The following is a 23,572-nucleotide window of genomic DNA, read 5'->3' on the forward strand; positions in this document are numbered from 1 at the left end:
GTCGCCGCGACCGGCCTGGGCCTTGTTGGCGAACTCGGGATCGGCCAATAGAGGTCGCGCCATCGAGATGGCGTCGACCCGGCCACCCTCGAGGATCTCCTCGCCGAGCTCCGGCGTGTTGATCCGGTTCGACGCGATCAGCGGGATCGACACCTCTTCACGCAACCGTTCGGTGTAGCTGACAAACGCTCCACGCGGCACCGACGTGACGATGGTGGGGACCTGTGCCTCGTGCCAGCCGATGTCGGTGTTGATCGCATCGACGCCGGCGGCTTCGAGTTTGCGTGCCAGCAAGGCGATTTCGTCCCACGTCTGGCCGTCCTTGACCAGGTCGGCAATCGACTGACGCATGATCACCATGAAGTCGGGGCCGGCCTTCTTGCGGATCTCCTTGGCGATCTCCACAACGATCCGTTGGCGGTTCTCGGTGTTCCCGCCCCACTTGTCGGTGCGGTTGTTCGTGCGCCTGCAGAGGAAGGTGTTCAGCAGGTAGCCCTCACCGCCCATGATCTCGATGCCGTCGTAGCCCGCGTCCCTGGCGAGCTTGGCGCAGCGACCGTACGACCAGATGGCGTGCTTGATGAGCGCGTCGTTCATCTTGATCGGCTGGAAGGGATGAACCGGCGACTTCTCCCAGCTGACACTGAATTTGAGTGGGGTGTAGCCGTAGCGGCCGGCGTAGAGGACCTGCATCGCGATCTTGCCGCCCTCTTTGTGCACGGCGTCGGTGAGACGCCTGTGCCGTAGGACGTCGACCTTGTTGGTGAGTTTGCTTCCGAAGGGCATGAGAAGCCCGGCGCGGGTGGGCGCGATGCCGCCCGTGATGATGAGGCCGGCGCCACCGCGGGCGCGTTCGGCGTAGTACGCGGCCAATTTGTCGGTGTCCCAGATCCGGTCTTCGAGGCCGGTGTGCATCGATCCCATGATGATGCGGTTCTTGAGGACCGTCTTGTTGATCATCAACGGCTCGAACAGCTTTGGATACGGATTTGTCATTGATGACCTCTCTTCGTCACGGGGGCTGGCCGTGTTGTCAGGTGTTGGGCGACTCGTCGAGCACGCCTTCGAGTGCGGCGATCACCTCGTCGCACCAATCGATGAAACCGACTTCGATGCGTACGCCTCCGCGCAGCACAAGGTGCTGTTTGAGCTTGCGCAGGTTCAGCGCGCTCGGATCGGGAAAGTCGTTCTTCTCGAACTCTTGATAGAGGCGTAGGCGTTCTTCGTGCAGAGAACGTTGGCGACGCAGTTCACTGATCAGTTGGGGTAGGTCGTCGGCCTCGGCGGCTCGGATCTTGACGCCCAGCTCGTCGCGCAGTTGTTGGGGTTCGGTAGGCGCTCCGACCCAATCTTTCAGCGCTGTACGGCCCTTCGCCGAGAGCGTGTAGACCTTCTTGTCGGGCTTGCCGTCTTGTGCCACGGATTCGTAGCTGACGAGCCCATCGGAATGCAGCTTTTTGAGCGTCCGATAGATCTGCTGGTGGGTGGCCGACCAGAAGTGGCCGATCGACCGAGAGAACTGCTGGCCGATTTCATAGCCGGTTCCCGGTCGCTCGGCAAGCGACGTCATGATCGCGTGCTCCAGTGCCACCTTTGAACCATACCCATGCAACTCGGCACTATGCAATAGCGTTCATATACTCAGAAGTGCATATGGCTGACCTGGATCGTTCCTCGATTCAGGCTGCCATCAACTCGCTGAGTTGCGACTCGATCCGGCTGTGGGTTGTTCGTTGGGCCGTCGAGGTCTGGGGGAGTGGCGTATCCGGTTGGGGGAGTCGTGGCGCAGTTGAGATGTGTTGGTGACCAGTCGGTGTGGTCAGTCCCACCGAGTGGCGGCCCGCGGGTGAAGGGTGAATTGCCGAGCGCCAACCCGGTGCCTGCTTGGCGTAGTTGCATTGTTCGCACAGGCCCTGGCCGTTGTCGGCGTTCGTGGATCCACCCTCGGCGTGGGGCTTCACATGGTCGACATGCCGCACCGGGGCGTCGCAAAAGGGGGTTCGGCAGACCTGGTCGCGCAGGCGGATCAGCAGTGCCAGCGCCTTCGGGAATGCTCGAGCCGCCGATTCCATCGCGACCAGCGCACCGGTCGCGGGTTTCGTGAACAATCGCCTGACCGCCAGTCGCGTGTCGCGTCCGGCGGCTGTGGCGATCAGATGCCGGGCGATGCCTGCCGGAAAGGGACCGTGGTCCTCGATGAAGGCAGCCTCGTCCGAGTCGCCCAGCAATGCGGCGTCCGACATGACGAGGTTCACCGTGATCGGAGTTCCCTCTGCCGCGGCCCGGCCGGTGACCCGTTCGAACAAGACATCGGCCATGATCTGATCCCGTGAGCGGTCGTCGCCGGTTCTCGTGTGCAAGTCGGCGGCTTTGCGTAGTGCGGCGATCACTCCGACGCCCTGCGCGACGGGTAGCAGGGCGCTCACAGTGGCCATGCTGTCGGGCGCGGGGCGTGACGTCACCCTCCGGTCTTTGGCCGCCTTGCTGGCGCGTGCCACCACGGCATGTGGATCACGCTGATAGGCAAGCGCTTTCGCGCGAGCTGTCAATGCTCTGTCGCCGACGCCATCGAGTGTTGTCGAGTCGGCGCAGAGTTCGGCGTCGATAGCGGCCCGATCCTCGACGTCCAGGTACGCGGTCTCGCGCACGAGAATGGTTGCGCGCCACTCCGAGAGACGGCCGGATTCGAGTGCCGCCATCGTGTGCGGCATCTCATCGACAACAGCTCGGGCAAAGCCCAGGTAGCGGCCACCTCGATGAGGTGACACCCGTCGAGCCAATCCCACCTCGGATGCGAGCCCTGATCCCACTCGCTTCTCTGGGACTCCCAGTTCTCGATGTTCATGTCGGCGCTTGATCGAAAGGTTCATCGTCGCCCGCGCCTGGGCGGCCGCGCACGCGGACTTGAGATCCTCGAGGGCGGTGATCTGGTTCACCGAATCTGCGGCGCTGACATCGAAGTCAATATGCCGCAAGGAATCTCGAAGGCCGGAAATTCTCTTTACGTGCGACATGTGGTCCCCCCGGAGCCGTGGTCGGATCAGTGTGTGGAGCATAGATCGGGGGTCTGACAGGCCTGCCGACCTGTGGTTCCCGCCCGAGATGATGCAGGCAAGAGACACCGCTGAGACATGCTGGGTTCGTCACTCGAGAAGGCGGTGTTCACCAGAGTGCGGTAGACACAGTTCATGTCCTTCATGCGTGCGGTTACATATCGAGTCTGTCGCCACGTGATCATCGGGCCGGCGTTGCATGTGATCGGACGTCCGAAAATTATTGGCCGTCAGCATATTCCGCAGCGCGGAGCAGTGATCGTGGCAGCCAATCACCTGGCCGTGATCGATTCGTTCTACCTGATACTGGCTGCGCGTCGACAGGTCTTCTTCCTCGCCAAGTCGGACTACTTCACTCGTGCGGGGCTGGTCGGCCGGCTTCAGAAGTGGTTTTTCACGTCGCTGGGACAGATTCCGGTCGAGCGCTCAGGCGGCGCAGCCGCGAAGCCGGCGATCACGGCGGCAACGTCCATCGTGCGGGACGGAAACGCATGGGGGATTCACCCCGAGGGGACCCGTTCGCCGGATGGCCGCATGTATCGCGGTCGTACCGGCGTGATGAGGGTTGCCATGACCACCGGCGTTCCGGTGATACCGGTGGCGATCACGGGGACGCGGAAGACACGTGGCCTTCGATGGTGGCGCCGGGATCGGGTTGTCATCGAGATACTTCCGCCGCTCGACCTCGCCCCGTTCGTGGCCACGAACGACTGCCGGGGAGCAACGGATGCCCTGATGGGGCTGATTCTCGCCAACACCGGGCAAGAGTATGTCGACGATTACGCGCGATCATGGGCGCAGCCGGCTCCTCGGCGGGACGTCGCCTGAGAAACGGGCTCAGCTCAGGTGGTGGCGTGATTGTGTTCGATCACGCGGATCTGGCCGGTCTTCTCGCACGTGGCGTAGCCGTGCCGTTTGGCGAAGAGTTCCCACGATGGTTGCTCGGGATGGCTGGGCAGGTCGATGGCGCTGCCGTCGCCGAACTCGATGTGTAGATCGCCGTCGTCGTTGCACTCCGCGACGTCGGCTCGATGGCCGAGCATCGTGAACAGCGGCCGCTGCTCGTCGATCACCCTGGCCGGAGCGATGTCGTCGTGCTCGATGCCCAATCCGCCGATCGGGGGAGAAGTCAGCGTGAAGGGCGTCCAGAGGACCAACTCGCAGTGGTTGTTGAAGAAGAATGTCAGGTTGTCTTCGAACGTGAGCCGTTCAACGATGTGACCTTGAATCCACAGTTGCATCGAAGCCTCCGTGTGTCGGACGTCACATCGACGATAACACCTTGCCGAGCTCCGACCTAGATCGCGACGACATCGTGCACCCGTCATGCCCCGGTACCGATCAGGAATCGAGAAGCGTGAACGGTGTCGCCATCGATAGCGTCATCGGCAGGACACCGATTGAACGGTTTCCGATGAACATCTGGGAGGTCGGGACATGAAAACGATGACATGCAAGCAACTGGGCGGGCCGTGCGACCTGGAACTTCGCGGCGAGAAGGCCGACGACGTGATCCACGCGCAGGACAGCCATCTGAAAGAGATGGTCGCAAATGGTGACACGGCCCACGAACCTGCACTGAAGGACATGCAGGGCCGGTGGAAGCGGCCGATCGCGGGGTTGGGGTGGTACCGGAGCACAAAGAAGACCTTTGCGGCACTTCCGGAGGACTGAGCGTCCGCCCGTATAGGCGGGCGGTCGGGTTGAAATGGTGGTGCCCCCGGCAGGACTCGAACCTGCTACCTGCGGATTAGAAGGCCGCTGCTCTATCCTGATGAGCTACGGAGGCGTGCCGAAGGTCCGGCGCAGGTGAGTATAACGGCACGGGCGCAAGCATGCCGACGCGAGTCGCATCGGACCGGTGCCTACCCTGAAGGGGTGAGTACACCCAGTCCCGATTCGATCGACATCCGGCGCAGTGCTGCGGCAAGCATTGGCTGGGTGTTGGCCTGGGTGGCAGCCGGCGTCGCGGTGGCGGTCACCGCGATCTCGGCGGGCACAGCGCTTGATCTCGCCGGTGTCGGAGATCCCGGGACATTGACCAGGTACGGGCTGCCCACCGTTCAGACGATCGGTGAGATCGGCGCGGTGATCGCTGTCGGCGGCGCGTTGTTCGCGGCGTTCTTCGTTCCGCCGCAGTCGGACGGTGTGCTAGACGTCGGTGGCTACCGAGCGATCAAGTTCGCATCGGTAGGAGCCTTGGTGTGGGCCGTCGCGGCCCTGTTGATGATTCCGCTGACGATTTCGGATGCATCGGGGTATCCGCTGTCGGAGACCCTGAGTCCCGATCGGCTGATCACGGCGTTCGATCAGGTCGCCGATGCCCGGTCTTGGCTGTGGACCGCGATCTTTGCCCTGATCTGCGCAATCGTGGCGCGCATCGCGCTGAGGTGGTCCTGGGCCCTGATCGTGTTGCCGCTGTCGATCCTGACGTTGATGCCGATCGCGCTGGCCGGACACTCGTCGACCGGCGGTAGCCACGACGTCGCCACGAACAGTCTGATCCTTCACATCGTGGGTGCCTGTTTGTGGATGGGTGGGCTGTTCGCGGTCCTGATCTACGCCCGTGGTGCCGGCCGCTACACGCAGCTCGCGATCACGCGTTACTCCAGGGTCGCGTTCTGGACGTTCCTTGTTGTCGGCGTCAGCGGCGTCATCAACGCTCTGATCCGCGTGAAGATCGATCAGCTGTTCACCGAGACTTACGGGCAGCTGGTTCTGGCGAAGATCGTGGCACTGGTGGCGCTGGGCGGATTCGGTGCGTGGCACCGAAAGGTCACCATTCCGGCGATCGAGGACGGCGACAACCGTCGCCCACTGATCCGCTTTGCCACGGTCGAGCTACTGGTGTTCGCGGTGACTTTCGGGATCGCCGTCGGCTTGTCCCGGACCCCGCCCCCGGCCAACGTCGATCCGTCGAACATGCCTGCGGCCGAACTGCTCCTGGGTTACCGAATCGATCACGAACCCACCTTTGCGCGGATATTCCTCGACTGGCGGTTCGACCTGCTGTTCGGGACGCTCGCGATTGTCATGGCCGTCGTCTACCTGCGAGGTGTGATCCGTCTGCGTCGCCGCGGTGACGCGTGGCCGGTGGGGCGGACGATCGCCTGGATCCTGGGCTGCGCGGCACTGCTGTTCGCCACATCCTCGGGCCTGGGGAAGTACGCCCCGGCGATGTTCAGCCTCCACATGATCGCGCACATGATGCTGTCGATGCTGGCGCCCGTGCTGCTGGTGCTCGGTGGACCCATGACACTCGCACTGCGAGCCCTGAAGCCTGCGGGCAGGAGTGCCCCGCCCGGACCGCGCGAGTGGATCTTGTCCATTCTGCACAGCCCGTTCTCGCGCTTCGTGACCCATCCGCTGGTGGCGTCGGTGCTCTTTGTCGGCAGCTACTACGTGCTGTATCTGGGTGGGTTGTTCGAAACGCTGGTCGACTATCACGCCGCCCACGTGGCGATGAACTTCCACTTCATCATCAGCGGCTACCTCTTCTATTGGCTCGTCATCGGGATCGACCCGGCGCCGCGAAAGCTGTCGCCGGTGGTGAAACTCGCAATGGTGTTCGCCTCGTTGCCTTTCCATGCCTTCTTCGGTGTGGCGTTGATGAGCACGGACAACGTGATCGCACGGAGTTACTACCAGAGTCTGATGCTGCCGTGGAACCCGGACCTGATGAGTGATCAGAGACTCGGCGGCGGTATCGCCTGGGCAGCGGGAGAGGTCCCGCTCGTTCTGGTGATGCTGGCGCTGCTCGTTCAATGGAGTCGTCAGGACCTCCGGCAGGCGCGCCAGTTCGACCGCCGCGCCGATCGCGATGAGGATGCCGAGTTGGCCGGTTACAACGCGATGCTGAAACAGCTGGCCGGTGGATCCGAGCCCGAACCGGCCGTCGCATCGTGCCCGGCGGGTGACGCGGCCGCGACGGAGGAGTCCGCGGAACCGGAGTCGAGTGAACCGGGTCCGGAGACGAGACCCTGACCCGCACGACCATGCTTGTCCACAGTTTCCGACGGCATCCCCAGCTCGCCCCTTGACGATGCCCGGCGGTCGGTACCCCGGTCCATGCTGTTCTCACACCGACGAATCAGGTGGCGCCGCGAGCGTACGAATTCATCAGGGGGAGAACCATGTACGAGACCTATACAACCGTCATCGGGACCGTGATCTCGAATCCGCGCCGGCGGCAGACGTCAGCCGGTGAAGAGGTGTTGTCATTCCGGATGGCGTGCAACTCTCGCCGGCTCGACAAGCGCTCGGGGGAGTGGGCCGACGGACCGGCGCTCTATCTGACCGTCAGCTGCTGGCGCCGACTGATCGACGGTGCCGCGCCGGTGGTGGCGAAGGGGCGGCCGGTGATCGCGCACGGGCAGATCAAAACCAATGAGTACATCAGCGATTCCGGTGAACGACGCGCCGACCTTGAGATGACGGCGTCGGTGATCGGAATGGATCTGAGCCGCTGCACGGTCAGTTTCGAGGGGATGATGCCGCGGCCGACCACGGCCACGCAATCACCCGGTGCTGAGCGGGTGTCGGCGAACTCCTCGGACCCGGTCGATGCCGCGGCCGCCTGACCGATCGGGGTCAGTCGGCGGCGAGGTCGTTTCGCCGCGAACCGGCAGTAGAGGTGCCCAATGCGAAGTTCCAGATCGTCGAGACGAGCGATAGAAGTCCCACGGCGGGGCCTCTCATCAGCAGAGGCGTGCATGGGGAATGTGACGCCTGCAACCCTGTCGGGCTGTGGGCTGGCTCATATACGTTCGCTGCGCACGTCGCGTTGGCCACCGGAGAAGGAGTGAGCTATGCGCGGGGAACTGGTCCATCAGATATCGCCGCGGCACGCCGAGATCCTGTATGTCCTGTCTCGTGTTCCGGCCGACCGGTCGCGGCTGCTCCCGCACTCGACATCGGCGGTGATCGACGCCGCTCGTGGCGCCTCTGATGGGGAGTAAGGTCGTCGCGGTCGGCCACCGCTGCCGGACCCACTACGCTGGAGTTGTTGTCCGGCGTGCCGCTGTCCGCGGAGTGCCGGCGAAAAACCGCGGTGACACCTGCGATCACAGGTAGAGAGGCCCTAACGTGGCAGAGTTTATTTACACCATGAAAAAGGTGCGAAAAGCGCACGGCGACAAGGTGATTCTGGACGACGTCACCATGTCGTTCTATCCGGGTGCGAAGATCGGTGTGGTCGGCCCCAACGGTGCCGGTAAGTCGTCGATCCTGAAGATCATGGCCGGCATCGATCAGCCGTCCAACGGTGAGGCGTTCCTGGATCCGGACGCCACCGTCGGCATCCTCATGCAGGAACCCAAGCTGAACGAAGAGAAGACCGTTCGACAGAACGTCGAAGAGGGCATGGGCCTGATCAAGGAACAGCTCGATCGCTACAACGAGATCGCCGAACTGATGGCGACCGACTACTCGGACGAGCTCATGGAAGAAATGGGCCGGCTGCAGGAGGCCCTCGACCACGGCGATGCGTGGGACCTCGACTCCCAGCTCGAGCAGGCGATGGACGCCCTCCGTTGCCCGCCGGCCGATGAGCCCGTCACCCACCTGTCCGGTGGTGAGCGACGCCGTGTCGCGCTCTGCAAGCTGCTGCTGCAGAAGCCCGACCTGCTGCTCCTCGACGAGCCCACCAACCACCTCGACGCCGAGAGTGTCCTGTGGCTCGAGCAGTACCTCGCCTCGTACGCGGGCGCCGTCCTGGCCGTCACCCACGACCGGTACTTCCTCGATCATGTCGCGCAGTGGATCTGTGAGGTCGACCGCGGAAAGCTGCACCCGTACGAGGGCAACTACTCGACGTACCTGGAGAAGAAGGCCGCGCGTCTCGAAGTTCAGGGAAAGAAGGACCAGAAGCTGCAGAAGCGCCTCAAAGAGGAGCTGGCGTGGGTTCGGTCCGGTTCCAAGGCCCGCCAGACCAAGAACAAGGCGCGCCTGGGCCGGTACGAGGAGATGGCCGCCGAAGCCGACAAGATGCGCAAACTCGACTTCGAGGAGATCCAGATCCCGACGCCGCCGCGCCTGGGCGACATCGTGGTCAACGTCAAGAACCTGGACAAGGGCTTCGACGGGCGTGTTCTGATCAAGGACCTGTCGTTCACGCTGCCCCGAAACGGAATCGTCGGGGTCATCGGCCCCAACGGTGTCGGTAAGACCACGCTGTTCAAGACCATCGTCGGACTCGAGGAGCCGGATTCCGGTGAGGTGAAGGTCGGCGACACGGTCAAGCTCAGCTATGTCGACCAGAACCGCTCCAACATCGACCCCAAGAAGAATGTCTGGGAAGTTGTCTCCGACGGACTCGACTTCATCGAGGTCGGCCAGAACGAGATGCCGTCCCGCGCGTACGTGAGCGCGTTCGGATTCAAGGGACCCGATCAGCAGAAGAAGGCAGAGGTGCTCTCCGGTGGTGAACGCAACCGCCTGAACCTGGCGCTGACCCTCAAAGAGGGTGGCAATCTGATCCTGCTCGACGAGCCGACCAACGACCTCGACGTCGAGACCCTCAGCTCACTGGAGAACGCGCTCGACCTGTTCCCCGGTTGTGCAGTGGTCATCTCGCACGACCGCTGGTTCCTCGACCGCACCTGTACCCACATCCTGGCGTGGGAGGGCAACGTCGCAGAGGGACAGTGGTTCTGGTTCGAGGGCAACTTCGAGGCATACGAGGCCAACAAGATCGAGCGCCTCGGTGCCGAGGCCGCACGTCCGCATTCTGTGACACACCGAAAGCTGACTCGCGATTAGCGATTCGCCGGTCGCTGCAGGTCACTACATTTGATGGAAGACCCCTCGGAGATACCGCGGGAGAACGATCAACTGGAGCGTGACGGCAATGACCGGATCGACACGGTCTGATCTGGCGAGTTCCTCGTCCGGGGATCTGCCAGCTTCTCTGAAAGCCCTGCTGGCGCAAGCAATCAGCGGGTACTTCCAGGGACCGGGCACCCGTCGGCAGACGTCATGGGAAGAGCTGGGATCGTCGAGGCGATCCCAGCTCTTCCGGCATCTGGGTGTGGGCCACATCAGGTCGCCGGGCGCAACTGTCATCGACATCGACCAGGACGGCGGGTCGGTGCTGATCGCAATAGTTGCCGACGACATGCCGCTGCTGGTCGAGTCCGTGGTGGCAGGTATCGAAGCGACCGATCTGATGGTGGTGCGGATCGATCACCCGATTCTGCCGGTTGCCCGTGATGCCGACGGTGTGCTGCTGCGAGTGGACGGTCCCGACGCTTCGGGCGAGGCGACGGGCACCGGTCGGATCACCGAATCGTGGATCTACGTCGAGGCGACGCCGACCACATCGGCGATCGACCTCGGACGGGTCCGGGCCGAACTCGACACCGTGGTCGGCCGGATCCGCGACGTCCATCGCGATCAGGCCGCCATGATCGGTCTGATCGGGAGTCTGGCCGACGTATTCGGTTCCTACACGACGGCCGATGTGCCCGACGGTATCGACCACGCGACGGCGTCCGACCACGCACAGATGCTCGGATGGTTCGCGGACCAGCATTTTTCGCCGTTCGGCTACGTGCACTGTGTGACGGACAACGGGAATCGGACGGCCGAATCCGATACCGGTCTGGGCATCTGGCGGGGGGATACCGCTGCGCATCGGGTCACACCCGGCAGCGGTCCTGTCAGCGTGCAGCAGCTCTACCTTCCGACCCGCATCCAGCGGTCGAACTTTCCCACCCTGATCACGATCGCCGACTACGACACCGACGGGACCCGGGTGGGCGATCACGTGTTCGTCGGCGGCTTCACCTCGACGGCGCTGCACGAGAACATCCTGCAGATCCCGGTGATCGACACCAAGGTCGCCGACGTGCTGGCCTTGGCGCAGGTGGACCCCACGTCGTACAACGGCATGGCGATACTCGAGTTGATGCAGACCCTGCCGCGCACCGAGCTCTTCTCGGTGCCGGCCGAAGAACTCGCCCGGACGCTGTCAGCGGTTCTGGAAGCCGTGCCGAATCGGCAGGTGCGGGTCTTCCTGCGGCCCGAACCCGCCGGTGAGATCGTGTCGGCTCTGGTGTATCTGCCGCGTGATCGATACACGACCCGGCTGCGCGAGTCATTGCAGAACCTGCTGCTGACCGAGCTCGGCGGTGGGCATCTGGAATACACCGCGCGTGTCAGTGAATCCGCCCTCGCGCTGTTGCACGTGGTGATGCGGGTCGAGTCACGTGACTGCAGTGAGCTCGGCAGTCTGGCGGTGGGTACGCCGGGGCAGATTGCATTGCAGGACAAGATGGTCGAAGTCGCTCGCGGGTGGGACGAAAGGCTCCGGGAAGTCGCGGTGGCCGACGGCGGCGATTTCGAGGAGATCACGTTCTACGCGGCGACACTGCCCGACAGTTACAAAGACGTCCGCAGCCCTGCCGAAGCCTATGCCGACGTCGCGATCGTGGACGCACTGATGGACGGTGGCTTCCACGTCCGCCTCTACCAGCCTGCCGACGACGTACCAGGCGGCGGTCAGGACTGGCTATTCGCGTTCTATCTGTGTGGACGTCCGGCGACACTGACCGAGGTCCTGCCGGTGCTGCACAGTCTCGGCGTCAACGTCCTCGACGAACGGCCGCTCGAGATCGAGCGCCAGGACGGCCGGCGGTGCTTCGTCTACGAGTTCGGGCTCGCACTGGCCGATGGCATGGTGGTGGACCCCGAGAGCGTCGGCGATGTGGCACAGCGTTTCACGGAGGCCTTTTCCGAGATCTGGCGTGGCGACGCCGAAGTCGACAACTTCAACGAACTGATCTTCCGGTGTGGTCTGACATGGCAACAGGTGGCCATGTTGCGGGCCTATGCGCGCTATCTGCGTCAATGCGGGAGTTCGTACAGCACAACACATGTGGCGGCGGTGCTGGGAACCAACACGGCGGTCACCAAGTCGTTGGTCGAACTGTTCGGGGCCTCGTTCGATCCGCAGGCCGCCGACGACAACCGTCGCAGGGACGTGCTCGACCGCCTGACCGCGGCCATCGGCGACATCATCAGCATGGACGTCGACCGGATCGTCAACGCCTTCGTCTCGATGCTCTCGGCCACGGTCCGCACCAACTACTACGGCACGAATCGAGAAGGGCTGCAACACCAGACCCTCAGCTTCAAACTACGGCCCCGCGACATCCCGCAGACGCCGTTGCCGCGGCCGCTGTTCGAGATCTACGTGTATTCGCCCCGAGTCGAAGGTGTGCATCTGAGATTCGGATCGGTCGCGCGTGGCGGCCTGCGCTGGTCTGACCGGCAAGAGGACTTCCGGACCGAGGTGCTGGGGTTGGTCAAGGCACAGGCCGTCAAAAACGCGGTGATCGTGCCGGTCGGGTCCAAGGGCGGGTTCGTCGTCAGACGACCGCCGATACCGTCCGGCGACGCGACCGCCGATCGCGAGGCGACCCGGGCCGAAGGCATCGAGTGCTATCGACGGTTCATCTCGGGACTGCTCGACGTCACCGACAACATCGACGCCACATCGGGCGACATCATCGGACCGCCGGAGGTGGTGCGCCGCGACGACGACGACCCATATCTCGTGGTGGCCGCCGACAAGGGGACCGCTTCCTTCTCGGATGTCGCCAATGATGTTGCCGGACAATATGAATACTGGCTGGGCGACGCCTTCGCATCGGGAGGTTCGGCCGGATACGACCACAAGGCGATGGGCATCACCGCCCGCGGCGCCTGGGAAGCGGTGAAAAGGCATTTCCGGGAGATGGGCTCGGACACCCAGACCGATGACTTCACGGTGGTCGGGATCGGGGACATGAGCGGCGATGTGTTCGGCAACGGAATGCTGTTGTCAGAGCACATCCGATTGGTGGCCGCCTTTGATCACCGACACGTCTTCATCGATCCCGACCCCGACGCCGCGGGTTCCTTCGTGGAGCGTCGGCGCCTGTTCGACCTGCCCCGATCGTCGTGGGCCGACTACAACACCGACCTGATCGGCGAGGGCGGTGGAGTGTGGCCGAGAGATCTGAAGTCGATCCCGGTCAGTCCGCGAGCCGCCGAGGCACTGGGGCTACCGAAGGATGTCGGTGCGTTGTCGCCGCCGGACCTGATCCGTTCGATCCTTTTGGCACCGGTCGACCTGCTGTGGAACGGCGGCATCGGAACCTACGTCAAAGCCAGTACGCAGACCAACGACCAGGTGGGGGACAAGGCCAACGATTCCATTCGCGTCGACGGGAACGAGTTGCGCGCCAAGGTCGTCGGTGAAGGTGGCAACCTCGGGCTGACCGAACTCGGCCGCACCGAGTTCGCCCTCGGTGGCGGTCGGGTGAACACCGATGCGATGGACAACTCAGCCGGCGTCGATTGTTCCGACCACGAGGTCAACATCAAGATCCTGCTCGATTCCCAGGTGTCGGTGGGGCGTCTGCCCGCCGAGGAGCGAAATCCTTTGCTGGAGTCGATGACAACCGAGGTCGGGGATCTCGTGTTGGCCGACAACGTCTCTCAGAACGCCGAGCTGGGGATCAGCCGGGCCGATGCCGACGTGACGGAAGAGGTCTACACCCGGCTACTGAAGGAGATGGAGGGTCGCGGGGTGGACCTGCGGCTCGAGGCGCTACCCCGTCCGGGACAACTGGTGGATCGTGGACATGCCACCGGCCGTCACGGTTTGACGTCGCCCGAACTGGCCACCGTGATGGCTCACGTCAAACTCGGCCTCAAGAGCGACATGCTCGCGGGGGAGCTGCCGGACAACGACATCTTCTCGCCGCGCCTCTTCGACTATTTTCCGGCGGTGTTACAGGAACGGTTTGCGGACGGGATCTCCACCCATCAACTGCGGCGGGAGATCGTGACCACCACCGTGGTCAACGATCTGGTCGACAACGCCGGGATCACACATGTGTTCCGTCTCTGTGAGGGCAGCGGGAGCGATCCGGTCGATGTGGTGCGGTCGTATGAGGTGGTGACCGAGATCTTCGGACTGCACGCCCTGTGGCGTGATATCGCGGCAGCGCCCTGTGCCATACCGACCACCAACGCGATGATCGTCTACACCCGTCGGCTGCTGTTCCGGGCGTCTCGCTGGATGATCGCCGGGCGCCCACAGCCGTTGGCGATGGCCTCGGAGGTCACCCGATACCGCGGTCTCGTCGCGGAGCTGTCCCCGTCTCTGGCGGGCTGGTTGCGCGGCGCGGCGGCGAGCTACATCAGTCGATATGCCGAAGGTCTACGCGCAGAAGGTGTTCCAGAAGCAACATCGCACGCCGTTGCGTCGAGCCTGCACCGTTTCTGTCTCCTCGATATCATCGACGCCGCCGAGATCTCGGACCGTGACCCGCTGGAGGTCGGCGATCTGTACTTCGCACTGATGGATCATCTCGGGGTGCATGAACTGCTCAGCGCAGTGTCCGACCTCGATCGGATCGACCGGTGGCATTCGCTGGCCCGCCTGGCGCTGCGCGACGACCTGCACGGGGCGTTGCGATCGCTGTGTCTGGTGATCCTCGATTCCGGCGAACCCACGGAATCGGCGGACGAGAAGATCGCCGAGTGGGAACTGAACAACACCTCGAGGTTGTCGCGGGTCCGCTCGACACTCGCAGACATCGCCGAGAGTGGGAAGCTCGATCTGGCGACCCTGTCGGTCGCCGCCCGACAACTGAGGAGCACCATCCGCTGATGGCCGAATTGACACTGTCCGCCCGTGACCGGATCGACCTCGCGGCGTTTGCCGGTCGAGCACTGCGCGCCGACGACGTGGCGGTGATCCGGATCAAACGTCGTCCCGACGGGCTCCTCGGAATCTGGGTCAACACGGGATTCGACGTCTTGGCCAGCCGCGTGGTGGCCGGGTCGATGTCCGGCGACGACGTGGTCTGTGGGGCCTCCGAACTGCGCTCGGCGTTGCGGGCGACCAAGGACGACCCGGCGGCCGCCACGGTGGACACCGGATTTGCCCTCGACAGTGCGTGGCGCGGTGCGCTGCCGTCTGCCACGGGCTTCACACATGTCGACGATGTGCCCGCCCGGGTTCTCGTGCAACTCTCGAGGTCCGGTGCCGAGTTGGCGCGCACGCAGGGCAGTGCGCACGGTCCACCCACCGGGCTGCTCGACCAGCAGGTGCTCGATGTCTCCTCGGAGTCGTTCGATCAGGTTGTCGGGGTGTCGATGCGTTCGGTGTTCGCGCTCACGGCCATGGGTTTTGTGCGCCAGGCCGACAACCGCGACATCAGCGAGACCTCACCGATCGACGACATCGACGATGCCGAGATGGTTCGGGTGCGCGCGACCGCGGTGTGGGCTCGCCTCGATGCCCGCTTCGGGTCGGTGTATCAGCGCCGGACCATGCCGTTGGATCTGTCGGTCAACTGACCGTGTCCGGCCACCGCGTCGGCGGCCGGACCAGTCGGATTCAGACGAGCCAGGCCGCCGCGTTCGGTGGGAGTTTGCCGTCGACCAGGGGTGCGCTGCTGAGCAGGAGTTCGCCCGGCGGGAGACCGATCGGTTCGGAACCGGCATTGAGCGCGCAGACCAGCTTGCCGAGCGACCGGCGGAATGCCAGGCATCCCGCGGGCGCTCCGTACCACTCGATGGCCTCGCCGGCGAACTCCGGGCGCGTCTTGCGGAACTCGATCGCCTGCCGGTACAGCGACAACGTCGAGTTGACGTCTTCGAGCTGATTCTCGACGGTCAGGGCGGCCCACTCCGCGGGTATCGGCAGCCACGTGTCGGCATTGCTGGAGAACGCAAACGGGGGAGCCGTGCCCTCCCAGGGCAGCGGCACCCGGCAGCCGTCGCGGCCGCGTTCAGTGTGTCCCGTGCGCTCCCACACCGGGTCCTGCAGCACGTCGTCCGGCAGGTCGGCGTTGGGCAGCCCGAGCTCTGCGCCGTTGTAGATGAACACCGCGCCTGGAAGCGCGAGTTCGACCAGGATCATCGCGCGGGCACGGTCGACACCCGCCTGCGGTGAGTCCTCGGTCGCGTAGCGGGTGACCTCGCGTTCGACGTCGTGGTTCGACAACGTCCAGGTGGGCGTACCCGAGACCGATGCGATTGCCTCGAGTGAATGCTCGATCGCTCCCCGGACGGCCTCGGAATCGAACGGGATCTTCGCCAGCCGGAAATTGAAGCCCAGGTGGAGTTCGTCGGGCCGCACGTACTCGGCGAAGCGGACGTTGTCCTCCACCCAGATCTCGCCGACGGTCATCGCGTCGGGGTAGTCGTCGAGGACGGCGCGGATCTTGCGATGGATGTCGTGCACGCCGGGATTGTTGAACCGGGGATCGTTGTCGTCGTTGCTGAGCAGGCCGACGTTCTCGAGGTCCATGTCGGGCAGGCCTTCGGGCTTGGCCATCCCGTGGGCGACGTCGATCCGGAAGCCGTCGACTCCGCGGTCGAGCCAGAACCGCAGGGTCTTCTCGAGATCGGCGAAGACCTCGGGGTTGTCCCAGTTCAGATCCGGCTGCTCTTTGGCGAAGATGTGCAGGTACCACTGGCCGGGGTTGCCGTTGGCGTCGGTGATCCGCGTCCAGGCCGGGCCGCCGAACACGCTGGCCCAGTTGTTGGGCGGCAGGCTGCCGTCGTCGCCGAGACCGTCGCGGAAGATGTAGCGGTCGCGGGCCGCGCCGCCGGGCTCGGAGCCGAGTGCCTCGACGAACCAGGGGTGCTGATCGCTGGTGTGATTGGGGACGAGGTCCATGGTGACCTTGATGTCCCGGTCGTGGGCTTCGCGGATGAGTGCGTCGATCGCTTCCAGACCACCGAACAGTTCATCGATGTCGCGAGGGTCAGAGACGTCGTAGCCGTGGTCGGCCATCGGCGATTTCATCACCGGGCTGAGCCAGATGGCGTCCACACCGACCAATTCCAGATATCCCAGCTTGTCGATCACACCAGGGATGTCACCGACACCGTCTCCGTTGTCATCGGAGAAGGAGCGTGGGTAGATCTGATAGAAGATCGCGTTCTGCCACCACCGCGGGAATCCGGGATCGGATTGGGTCTGATCTTCCGCCGAAGCATTGCTTGCGGTCGGGGAAAGATCGTTTGTCTCGTCACTCACCTGAATTATCTTGCCTCACTCAAGTGAGAACGTCAGGATCACGTGTCCGGGCGTGTACCAGATGTCACACCGGGGAGTTCATCATCGAGTCGGCCGCCATCTCGACGTAGTCCGTCAGAGCCCGGCGATGGTCGTCGTCGAGGCGCTGAGAGTCGATCGAGGCGATCGCGATGTACATGCATCGCAGCCAGGCCGCCTTTTCGATGGGCCCGATGCGGAAGGGGTTGTGCCTCATTCGCAACCTCGGATGGCCCCGCTCGTCCGAATAGGTCCGGGGTCCGCCCCAATATTGCGAGAGGAACATGCGCATTCGGCGCTCGGCCGGCCCGAGGTCTTCATCGGGGTAGAGCGGTCGCAGGATCTCGTCCTTTGCGACTTCCTCGTAGAACCGGGCGGTCAGGTCTGTGAACGTCTGTTCGCCGCCCACTGCCTCGTAGAACGTCTGCGGAGAAGTGGTCACGGCATTCATTGTTCCACTCGCCGGCCACACGGTCATGGGCGCCGCCCGATGCTCCCTTCTGGGCCCGGCGTGCGGGCCCGTAAGGCGCGGACACCCAGAGTTCACACAGTTGCCCGGCAGCCACCTGCATTTTGTCGTGCATTTGTGCGGCATCCGTGTTGAACTGAATCGTTCCCATCGAGGTCGGTTGGTGTGGCCGGGAGGTTAGATGTCACGGACGAAGGTGCAGCGCAAAAAAGGTCACGCGGGGCACGACCGTGTCGCGACCACGACTGATGGACGCGTGAGATCGCACGGCGACGCAAGTGTGTCCACGCTGGACACCGGACCTCGCGCCGTCGACGCCATCGGAGCGCCCCCGGCCGGCGGAAGCAATTCGCGCTGGGGCAAGCACCGAGTGCTCCTCCTGAATGCGACCTACGAGCCACTTGCCGCGATCTCGATACGCAGGGCGATTGTGCTGGTGCTCCGTGAGCGGGCCGATGTCATCCACGAGGACGGCGCCGGCCCGCTCATTCATTCGGCGGAGATGGCGATCGCGGTGCCGTCGGTGATCCGGCTGCGGACGTATGTGCGAGTTCCGTATCGCGCGGTCATCCCGATGACACGGGCGGCGCTGATGCAGCGGGACCGGACGCGCTGTGGGTATTGCGGTGCCAAAGCCGACACCATCGATCACGTGGTGCCAAGAAGTCGCGGCGGGACCCATACCTGGGACAACTGCGTTGCGTGCTGCGCCCCCTGCAATCACAAGAAGGCCGACCGGCTGCTCTCCGAGCTCGGGTGGACGCTCAAGGTTGCCCTCACGGCGCCGAAGGGACGGCACTGGCGACTGCTGGCCACGGTGAAGGAGTTCGACCCGGCCTGGTCGCGCTACCTGGACGTCGGCGCCGCCTGAGCGCGGGCTGCGGGCCCTCGCGTACTGTGCCCCGACGCGCCGGGCGACCTCGGCGAGACGTGGTCATGTGTCGTCGGCTAAGTTTTGACACAAGAGTCGAGCGGTTCTGAAGGGCGGAACGATGGAAGACCTGATTGTGGCGGTCGGCATGCCGACCCTCATCCTCACAATCATTGCGGTGGTGATGGTGGTCGGGGCGTTGCTGTTCACCAGCGGTGTCAAGTACCCGAAGGTGAAGTTCTACACGATCGATCAGAAGTGGGAACACAGCCCGTTGTTGCTCAGTGCAACCGAGGCGAAGCCGGTGGCCCCGACGTATCACGGGCACGGCACGGACGATTTGATCGGAGGCTCGGCAAGTGGCAAGTGGTGATGTGGTCAAGTCGACCGTCGATCCGGAAACGCTCCCCATGGGCGCCGCACTGACCGTCAGCGGTCGGATCTCGGCAGCTCGTTACCCCGAGGATATGCCCTCCACCCCGCCGTTCAAGACCAACGAGTTGGTGGCCCTGGACGAGGCATTGGCAGACGCCACCGACGAGACGGCCATCCGTTTCTCGGTGTACATCGGCGACCTGGGCGATGACGCGGTGGCCGGTGCTGCCGCAATACTGCCGAACGCGCCGGAACCCGAGCACGCCGTGCTGATCGCGGTGTCGCCGAACACCAAAGACGTTGTGGTCGTCTCCGGCAAAGAGGTCGCCGCACGGCTCAACGATCGGGTGGCCCAGCTCGGTGTCACCGCAGCGATCGCAGGCATCCGTTCCGGTGACCTCGTCGACGGACTGATCTCCGCCATCCGCGTGATGGCAGCAGCAGTCACGGTTCGCTGAACCAAACCTGAACCGAACACACAAGGGCGGGGCAACCTTTCGGTTGCCCCGCCCTTGTGTGTCGTGTCTAGCTCTTGTCGAACGTCCGTGCCCGCAGGGTCCGCGCGACGGTATCGCGGCCTTCGGAGATCAACCGGCGTAGCGCCGGAGGATGATCGCCGGCCAGCAGTTCATCGGCGAGTGCAAGTGCTTCCTCGGACACCGCCCAGGTCGGGTACAAACCGACCACAACCGTCTGAGCGACCTCACTCGAACGACGTTCCCACACCAGCGGGGCGATCTCGAAGAACTTCGCGGTGTAGGGCGCGACGAGCGCACCCTGACCGGGACGCGAGAATCCGGCGATGATCGACCGCCCCAACGTGTTCGACAGGGTGTCGTCTTCGGTCACCTGTGCCCACGCGTCGGCCTTTGCCTCCGGCAACGGGCGTGACGCCCGTGCCTTCGCGGCCTGCCTGCTGCCGGCGGAGGTGTTGTCCCGGGCCAGTTCGGCGTCGATCACCGGGCTGGTGGCCGGGTCGGTATCGATGGCTCCGGCGGTGGCGAGCGCCTGCACGATCGACCAGCGCAGATCGGTGTCGACCGTGAGGCCCGCCAGACCCTGGTCTGCCGGGTCGGAATCGAGCAGTGCGCGGGCCACTTCGGTCTGCTCGGGCGCGAGCACGCCGGACAGCAGCGCGTTGACGAATGCCAGCTGGTGATCCGAACCGGGCTCGGCCGCACGAGCGAGTTCGAGCAGGCGGGCACTGAAACTCGGCCAGCCCACCGAGGTGGCCCACTCGGGGTCGGCGTAACCGTCGATCGCGGTCTGGGCCTGCAGGAGCACCCGCTGCACCACGCCGATCTCGGTTTCGGCGCCGATCCCGTGCTCGACGAGGGCGGCGAACTCGCGGGCTCGCATCTCGGCCTGCCGGGTCATCTCCCAAGCTGCCGACCACACCAGCGTGCGAGGCATGGATTCGCTGATGTCCGCCAGGCGGCTCGTGGCCGCGGCCAGAGAATCCGGATCGAGCCGGACCGAGCAGTACGTCAGGTCGTCGTCGTTCAGCAGGATCAGCTGTCCACGGTTCACGCCGACGAGCTCGGCGACGGCGGTGCGCCCGCCGGTGACGTCGAGCTCAACCCGCTTGGTACGGACCAGCTTTCCGTCGACATCGTCGTAGACGCCGACGGCAAGGCGGTGGGTTCGGGTTTCGCCCGCGCCGGGGGCGGCGCCGTCCTGGAGGATGTCGAAACGGGTGAACGCCCCGGACTCGTCGAGGTCGAAGTCGGGACGGATGACGTTGATACCGGTTGTCTTCAGCCACTGCGAACCCCAGTCGGACAGGTCGCGGCCCGAGGACTTCTCGAGTGCGCCCAGGAGATCCGCGAACGTCGCGTTTCCGAACTGGTGCACCTGGAAGTAGTCGCGGAGTCCGGCCAAGAACTCGTCGAGACCGACGTACGCGACAAGCTGCTTGAGCACCGAAGCGCCCTTGGCATAGGTGATTCCGTCGAAGTTGACCTCGACGGCCGCGATGTCGGGGATGTCGGCGGCCACCGGGTGGGTGGAGGGGAGTTGATCCTGCCGGTACGCCCAGGACTTCTCGACGTTGGCAAACGTGGTCCAGGCGTTCTTGTACTCGGTGGCCTCCGACTGGCAGAGCACAGAGGCGAATGTGGCGAAGGATTCGTTGAGCCACAGGTCATCCCACCACCGCATCGTGACGAGGTCACCGAACCACATGTGCGCCATCTCGTGCAGCACGGTTTCGGCGCGGCGTTCGTACAGATACTTGGTGACCTTGGAACGGAAGACGTAGTCCTCGAGGAACGTCACCGCTCCGGCATTTTCCATGGCGCCGGCGTTGAACTCGGGGACGAAGAGCTGGTCGTACTTACCGAAGGCGTACGGAATCCCGAAGTTCTTGTGGTAGAACTCGAAACCCTGCTTTGTCTCGGTGAACAGGCGCTCGGAATCCATGAACTCGGCGAGTGACGAGCGGCAGAAGATGCCGAGGTCGATGGTGCCGTGTTCGTCGGTATAGCTGTCGGTCCACACCGCGTAAGGACCGGCGATCAACGCCACCAGATAGGTACTCAGCAACGGGGTGGTTGCGAAAGTGTGTTTCCCGGAACCGGTTTCGGTGCCGGCGCCGTTGGATATCACTTTCCAGTCCGCCGGCGCGGTGACGGTGACGTCGAACGTCGCCTTCATGTCCGGCTGGTCGAAACAGGCGAACATCCGCTTGGCGTCCGCGGTTTCGAACTGCGAGTACAGGTAGACCGACTCGTCGGTGGGATCGACAAAACGGTGCAGGCCCTCGCCGGTGTGCGAGTAGACACAGTCGGCGACCACAACAAGGGTGTTGTCGGCCGCCAGACCGGTCAGCGCCAGGCCGTCCTCCTCGGTGTACGCCGAGATGTCCAATGGCGAACCGTTGAGGGTCGCGGTGTGCACCGTTTGTGCGATCAGATCGACAAACGACGACGAGCCGCCGGTGGCGGTGAAGGTGATGGTCACTGCCGACCGGAAGGTCTTCTCACCGGGTTTGCCCGCACCGTCGGTGAGATCGAGATCGATCGCGTAATTGGAGACCGAGATGTTCGCCGAGCGTTGGCCCGCCAGGTCACGGGTCAAGTTTGGTGCCGCCACGTTGCCTCACTTCACAGGGATTATGCCGATTGCTACACACATACCGTATTGCCAGTCGGTGCGCGCTGGTTGAGCGCGGGAGGGAATGTGATCAGGCGTCGGTTGTTGAACCATGAAATGGTTCCACCGGCACTATTCCTCACGTTTGACTGCTGAAGGAGTTCTTCAACTCATGACCGCCTCGATTGATCGCGTCGACTTCTGGTTCGACCCGCTGTGCCCGTGGTGCTGGATCACTTCTCGCTGGATTCTCGAAGTGGAGAAGGTGCGCAGCATCGAGACCAACTTCCACATCATGAGCCTGGCGGTGCTGAACGAAGGAAAAGACATTCCCGAGGAGTACCGGGAAGGTCTCAAGGAGGCCTGGCGCCCGGTCCGCGTGATCGCTGCTGCGCAGGCCGAGCGCGGCGATGAGATCCTGTCGCCGCTGTACACAGCCATGGGAACGCTCATCCACAACAAGGGCATCAGAGACTTCGGCGAGGTCATCCCGCAGGCACTTGCCGAGGTGGGACTGCCCGCAGAGCTGGCCGAGGCTGCCGACCAGACCACATTCGACGAGGCGATCCGCGCGAGCCATCACCGCGGCATGGACAAGGTCGGCGACGACGTCGGAACGCCGACGATCCACATCAACGACGTGGCCTTCTTCGGGCCGGTCCTGTCCCGGATCCCGCGGGGCGACGACGCCGGCAAAGTATGGGACGGTGCGCTCGCGCTGTCGAGTTACCCCCACTTCTACGAACTCAAGCGCACCCGCAACGAGGATCCGCAGTTCGACTGATCCACCTCAGCTCCCGGGATCCGCTTTCCGGTCGGCCTGATTCTTTGTCAGGTCGACCGGCGGCGGTGATGCCGCAGGAGTCGGGGGGAGGTACGGCGGAAAACCGGTGACCGGGCCACCGGCCACCAAGGCTCCCGACCCGGCCGGCGGGACAAATGTCGGCGGCGGAAGCATCTGGGTGTGGCCGCTGCCGATTCCGCGGACGATCCGGCGGGGGCGGAAGAACATCCGGCCCGGCCCCGAGCGGTCCCGGAGTGCCGCGGCCCGCCAGGTCAGCACCGGATGGGTCGATTGCAGATTGGTCAACCAGGTGAAGAAGCCCTTCTCCAGGGTCGCCCGATCGGCGAACTCGTCGAAACTCACCGAGGTCAGCATGTATTTGCCGGCGGCCAGCACCCCGATCGCGCCGGGCGATCCGGACGGCTGGTTGTAGTAGCCGTGATTGTCGGCGGTGTACTCCATCGACCGCGACAGGGCCTGGCCGAGCACCGGGATGTTCAGGCCGATCATCGAACCGAGTTGACGCCAGTACGACACGTGCCCGGCCGCGATGTGACCGACCTCGTGCCCGATGATGAACCGCAGCGCCTCGGGGCTTCGCGCGTGCCCGCCGATCTCGAAAAGGTCCGAGTAGACAACAACAAAGCGCCGGAATCCGTGGCCGGAGGCGTATGCGTTGATGGTGCCGTTCCCGAGGACGACGTACGCGTCGGGGACGTATTCGAGCCCGAACCTGCGCGACGCCTCGACCACCATCTGATAGCCCTCGGGGAACTGGGTGGGGCTCATCTTCACCCCGTTGACGCGCGGCATCGCGTACGTCAGACCGCGGATCAGATACAGCAACAGGGGCGCGATCAGGATC

At 64.2% G+C, this 23,572-nt stretch carries 19 protein-coding genes, 1 tRNA gene and 1 pseudogene; 12 read left to right on the plus strand and 9 right to left on the minus strand.

Annotated elements, in window-relative coordinates:
* From VIQ49_RS00370 to VIQ49_RS00380, 3 genes and pseudogenes are all read right to left on the minus strand, one after another.
* A pseudogene (locus VIQ49_RS00370) lies at nucleotides 1-996 on the minus strand (2,4-dienoyl-CoA reductase FMN-binding domain-containing protein); the annotation flags it as partial.
* Between the two features lie 37 nt (nucleotides 997-1,033).
* Entirely contained in the window at nucleotides 1,034-1,591 is a 558-nt protein-coding gene (locus tag VIQ49_RS00375; protein ID WP_331879819.1) for a PadR family transcriptional regulator, read from the minus strand.
* An 88-nt stretch (nucleotides 1,592-1,679) separates the two neighbouring features.
* Nucleotides 1,680-3,014 (minus strand): HNH endonuclease, encoded by a 1,335-nt coding sequence (locus VIQ49_RS00380; protein WP_414731543.1) that lies wholly within the window; start codon nucleotides 3,012-3,014, stop codon nucleotides 1,680-1,682.
* A 174-nt stretch (nucleotides 3,015-3,188) separates the two neighbouring features.
* On the opposite strand from VIQ49_RS00380, the gene VIQ49_RS00385 reads away from it, so the two are divergent.
* On the plus strand, nucleotides 3,189-3,881 hold the full coding sequence (locus tag VIQ49_RS00385; RefSeq protein WP_414731544.1) for a lysophospholipid acyltransferase family protein: 693 nt from the start codon (nucleotides 3,189-3,191) through the stop codon (nucleotides 3,879-3,881).
* Nucleotides 3,882-3,895: 14 nt separating this feature from the next.
* Here VIQ49_RS00385 and VIQ49_RS00390 read toward each other — a convergent pair whose 3' ends face one another.
* A complete protein-coding gene (locus VIQ49_RS00390) occupies nucleotides 3,896-4,294 on the minus strand; it encodes a DUF6188 family protein (RefSeq protein ID WP_331879821.1) in 399 nt (132 codons plus the stop codon).
* A 196-nt stretch (nucleotides 4,295-4,490) separates the two neighbouring features.
* Between VIQ49_RS00390 and VIQ49_RS00395 the strand changes: the two genes are divergently transcribed.
* A complete protein-coding gene (locus tag VIQ49_RS00395; RefSeq protein ID WP_331879822.1) occupies nucleotides 4,491-4,727 on the plus strand; it encodes a hypothetical protein in 237 nt (78 codons plus the stop codon).
* 38 nt (nucleotides 4,728-4,765) lie between these two features.
* On the opposite strand, the gene VIQ49_RS00400 is transcribed toward VIQ49_RS00395, so the two are convergent.
* A tRNA-Arg gene (locus VIQ49_RS00400) sits at nucleotides 4,766-4,842 on the minus strand.
* A gap of 89 nt (nucleotides 4,843-4,931) precedes the next feature.
* On the opposite strand from VIQ49_RS00400, the gene VIQ49_RS00405 reads away from it, so the two are divergent.
* The 6 genes from VIQ49_RS00405 (at nucleotide 4,932) to VIQ49_RS00430 (ending at nucleotide 15,407) form a co-directional block, all read left to right on the plus strand.
* Nucleotides 4,932-7,037 carry a cytochrome c oxidase assembly protein gene (locus VIQ49_RS00405; RefSeq protein ID WP_414731545.1) on the plus strand — a complete coding sequence of 702 codons (2,106 nt, stop codon included), beginning with the start codon at nucleotides 4,932-4,934 and terminating at the stop codon, nucleotides 7,035-7,037.
* Nucleotides 7,038-7,186: 149 nt separating this feature from the next.
* Nucleotides 7,187-7,633 (plus strand): single-stranded DNA-binding protein, encoded by a 447-nt coding sequence (locus VIQ49_RS00410; protein ID WP_331879823.1) that lies wholly within the window; start codon nucleotides 7,187-7,189, stop codon nucleotides 7,631-7,633.
* A gap of 228 nt (nucleotides 7,634-7,861) precedes the next feature.
* A complete protein-coding gene (locus VIQ49_RS00415) occupies nucleotides 7,862-8,011 on the plus strand; it encodes a hypothetical protein (protein ID WP_331879824.1) in 150 nt (49 codons plus the stop codon).
* A 127-nt stretch (nucleotides 8,012-8,138) separates the two neighbouring features.
* Entirely contained in the window at nucleotides 8,139-9,812 is a 1,674-nt protein-coding gene (gene ettA, locus VIQ49_RS00420) for an energy-dependent translational throttle protein EttA (protein ID WP_331879825.1), read from the plus strand.
* Nucleotides 9,813-9,900: 88 nt separating this feature from the next.
* Nucleotides 9,901-14,715, plus strand: coding sequence for an NAD-glutamate dehydrogenase (locus VIQ49_RS00425; protein WP_331879827.1), 4,815 nt, complete (start codon nucleotides 9,901-9,903; stop codon nucleotides 14,713-14,715).
* Nucleotides 14,715-15,407, plus strand: coding sequence for a hypothetical protein (locus VIQ49_RS00430; RefSeq protein WP_331879829.1), 693 nt, complete (start codon nucleotides 14,715-14,717; stop codon nucleotides 15,405-15,407). The genes VIQ49_RS00425 and VIQ49_RS00430 overlap by 1 nt, the downstream gene beginning before the upstream one ends.
* 40 nt (nucleotides 15,408-15,447) lie before the next feature.
* On the opposite strand, the gene VIQ49_RS00435 is transcribed toward VIQ49_RS00430, so the two are convergent.
* Nucleotides 15,448-17,097 carry a glycoside hydrolase family 13 protein gene (locus VIQ49_RS00435; RefSeq protein WP_331879830.1) on the minus strand — a complete coding sequence of 550 codons (1,650 nt, stop codon included), beginning with the start codon at nucleotides 17,095-17,097 and terminating at the stop codon, nucleotides 15,448-15,450.
* A 64-nt stretch (nucleotides 17,098-17,161) separates the two neighbouring features.
* Entirely contained in the window at nucleotides 17,162-17,566 is a 405-nt protein-coding gene (locus VIQ49_RS00440) for a globin (protein ID WP_331879831.1), read from the minus strand.
* Between the two features lie 199 nt (nucleotides 17,567-17,765).
* On the opposite strand from VIQ49_RS00440, the gene VIQ49_RS00445 reads away from it, so the two are divergent.
* The 3 genes from VIQ49_RS00445 to VIQ49_RS00455 all read left to right on the plus strand — a co-directional run bounded on the left by VIQ49_RS00445 (nucleotide 17,766) and on the right by VIQ49_RS00455 (nucleotide 19,288).
* Complete coding sequence (locus VIQ49_RS00445) at nucleotides 17,766-18,455, plus strand: HNH endonuclease (protein ID WP_331879832.1); 690 nt, start codon at nucleotides 17,766-17,768, stop codon at nucleotides 18,453-18,455.
* 121 nt (nucleotides 18,456-18,576) lie between these two features.
* The gene (locus VIQ49_RS00450; RefSeq protein WP_331879833.1) at nucleotides 18,577-18,828 is read left to right on the plus strand and encodes a hypothetical protein; all 252 of its coding nucleotides are present in this window, start codon (nucleotides 18,577-18,579) and stop codon (nucleotides 18,826-18,828) included.
* Nucleotides 18,815-19,288: a DUF5130 family protein gene (locus VIQ49_RS00455; protein WP_331879835.1), complete on the plus strand. Its 474-nt coding sequence runs from the start codon at nucleotides 18,815-18,817 to the stop codon at nucleotides 19,286-19,288. The genes VIQ49_RS00450 and VIQ49_RS00455 overlap by 14 nt, the downstream gene beginning before the upstream one ends.
* A gap of 67 nt (nucleotides 19,289-19,355) precedes the next feature.
* On the opposite strand, the gene pepN is transcribed toward VIQ49_RS00455, so the two are convergent.
* A complete protein-coding gene (pepN, locus tag VIQ49_RS00460) occupies nucleotides 19,356-21,923 on the minus strand; it encodes an aminopeptidase N (protein WP_331879836.1) in 2,568 nt (855 codons plus the stop codon).
* Between the two features lie 172 nt (nucleotides 21,924-22,095).
* Here pepN and VIQ49_RS00465 point away from each other — a divergent pair, with 172 nt between their 5' ends.
* Nucleotides 22,096-22,707: a DsbA family protein gene (locus VIQ49_RS00465; protein ID WP_331879837.1), complete on the plus strand. Its 612-nt coding sequence runs from the start codon at nucleotides 22,096-22,098 to the stop codon at nucleotides 22,705-22,707.
* Between the two features lie 6 nt (nucleotides 22,708-22,713).
* Here the strand turns inward: VIQ49_RS00465 and VIQ49_RS00470 are convergent.
* A partial coding sequence (locus VIQ49_RS00470; protein WP_331879839.1) for a M48 family metallopeptidase occupies nucleotides 22,714-23,572 on the minus strand: 859 nt, incomplete at its 5' end.

This window comes from Williamsia sp., assembly GCF_036566845.1.
Taxonomy (GTDB): domain Bacteria; phylum Actinomycetota; class Actinomycetes; order Mycobacteriales; family Mycobacteriaceae; genus Williamsia.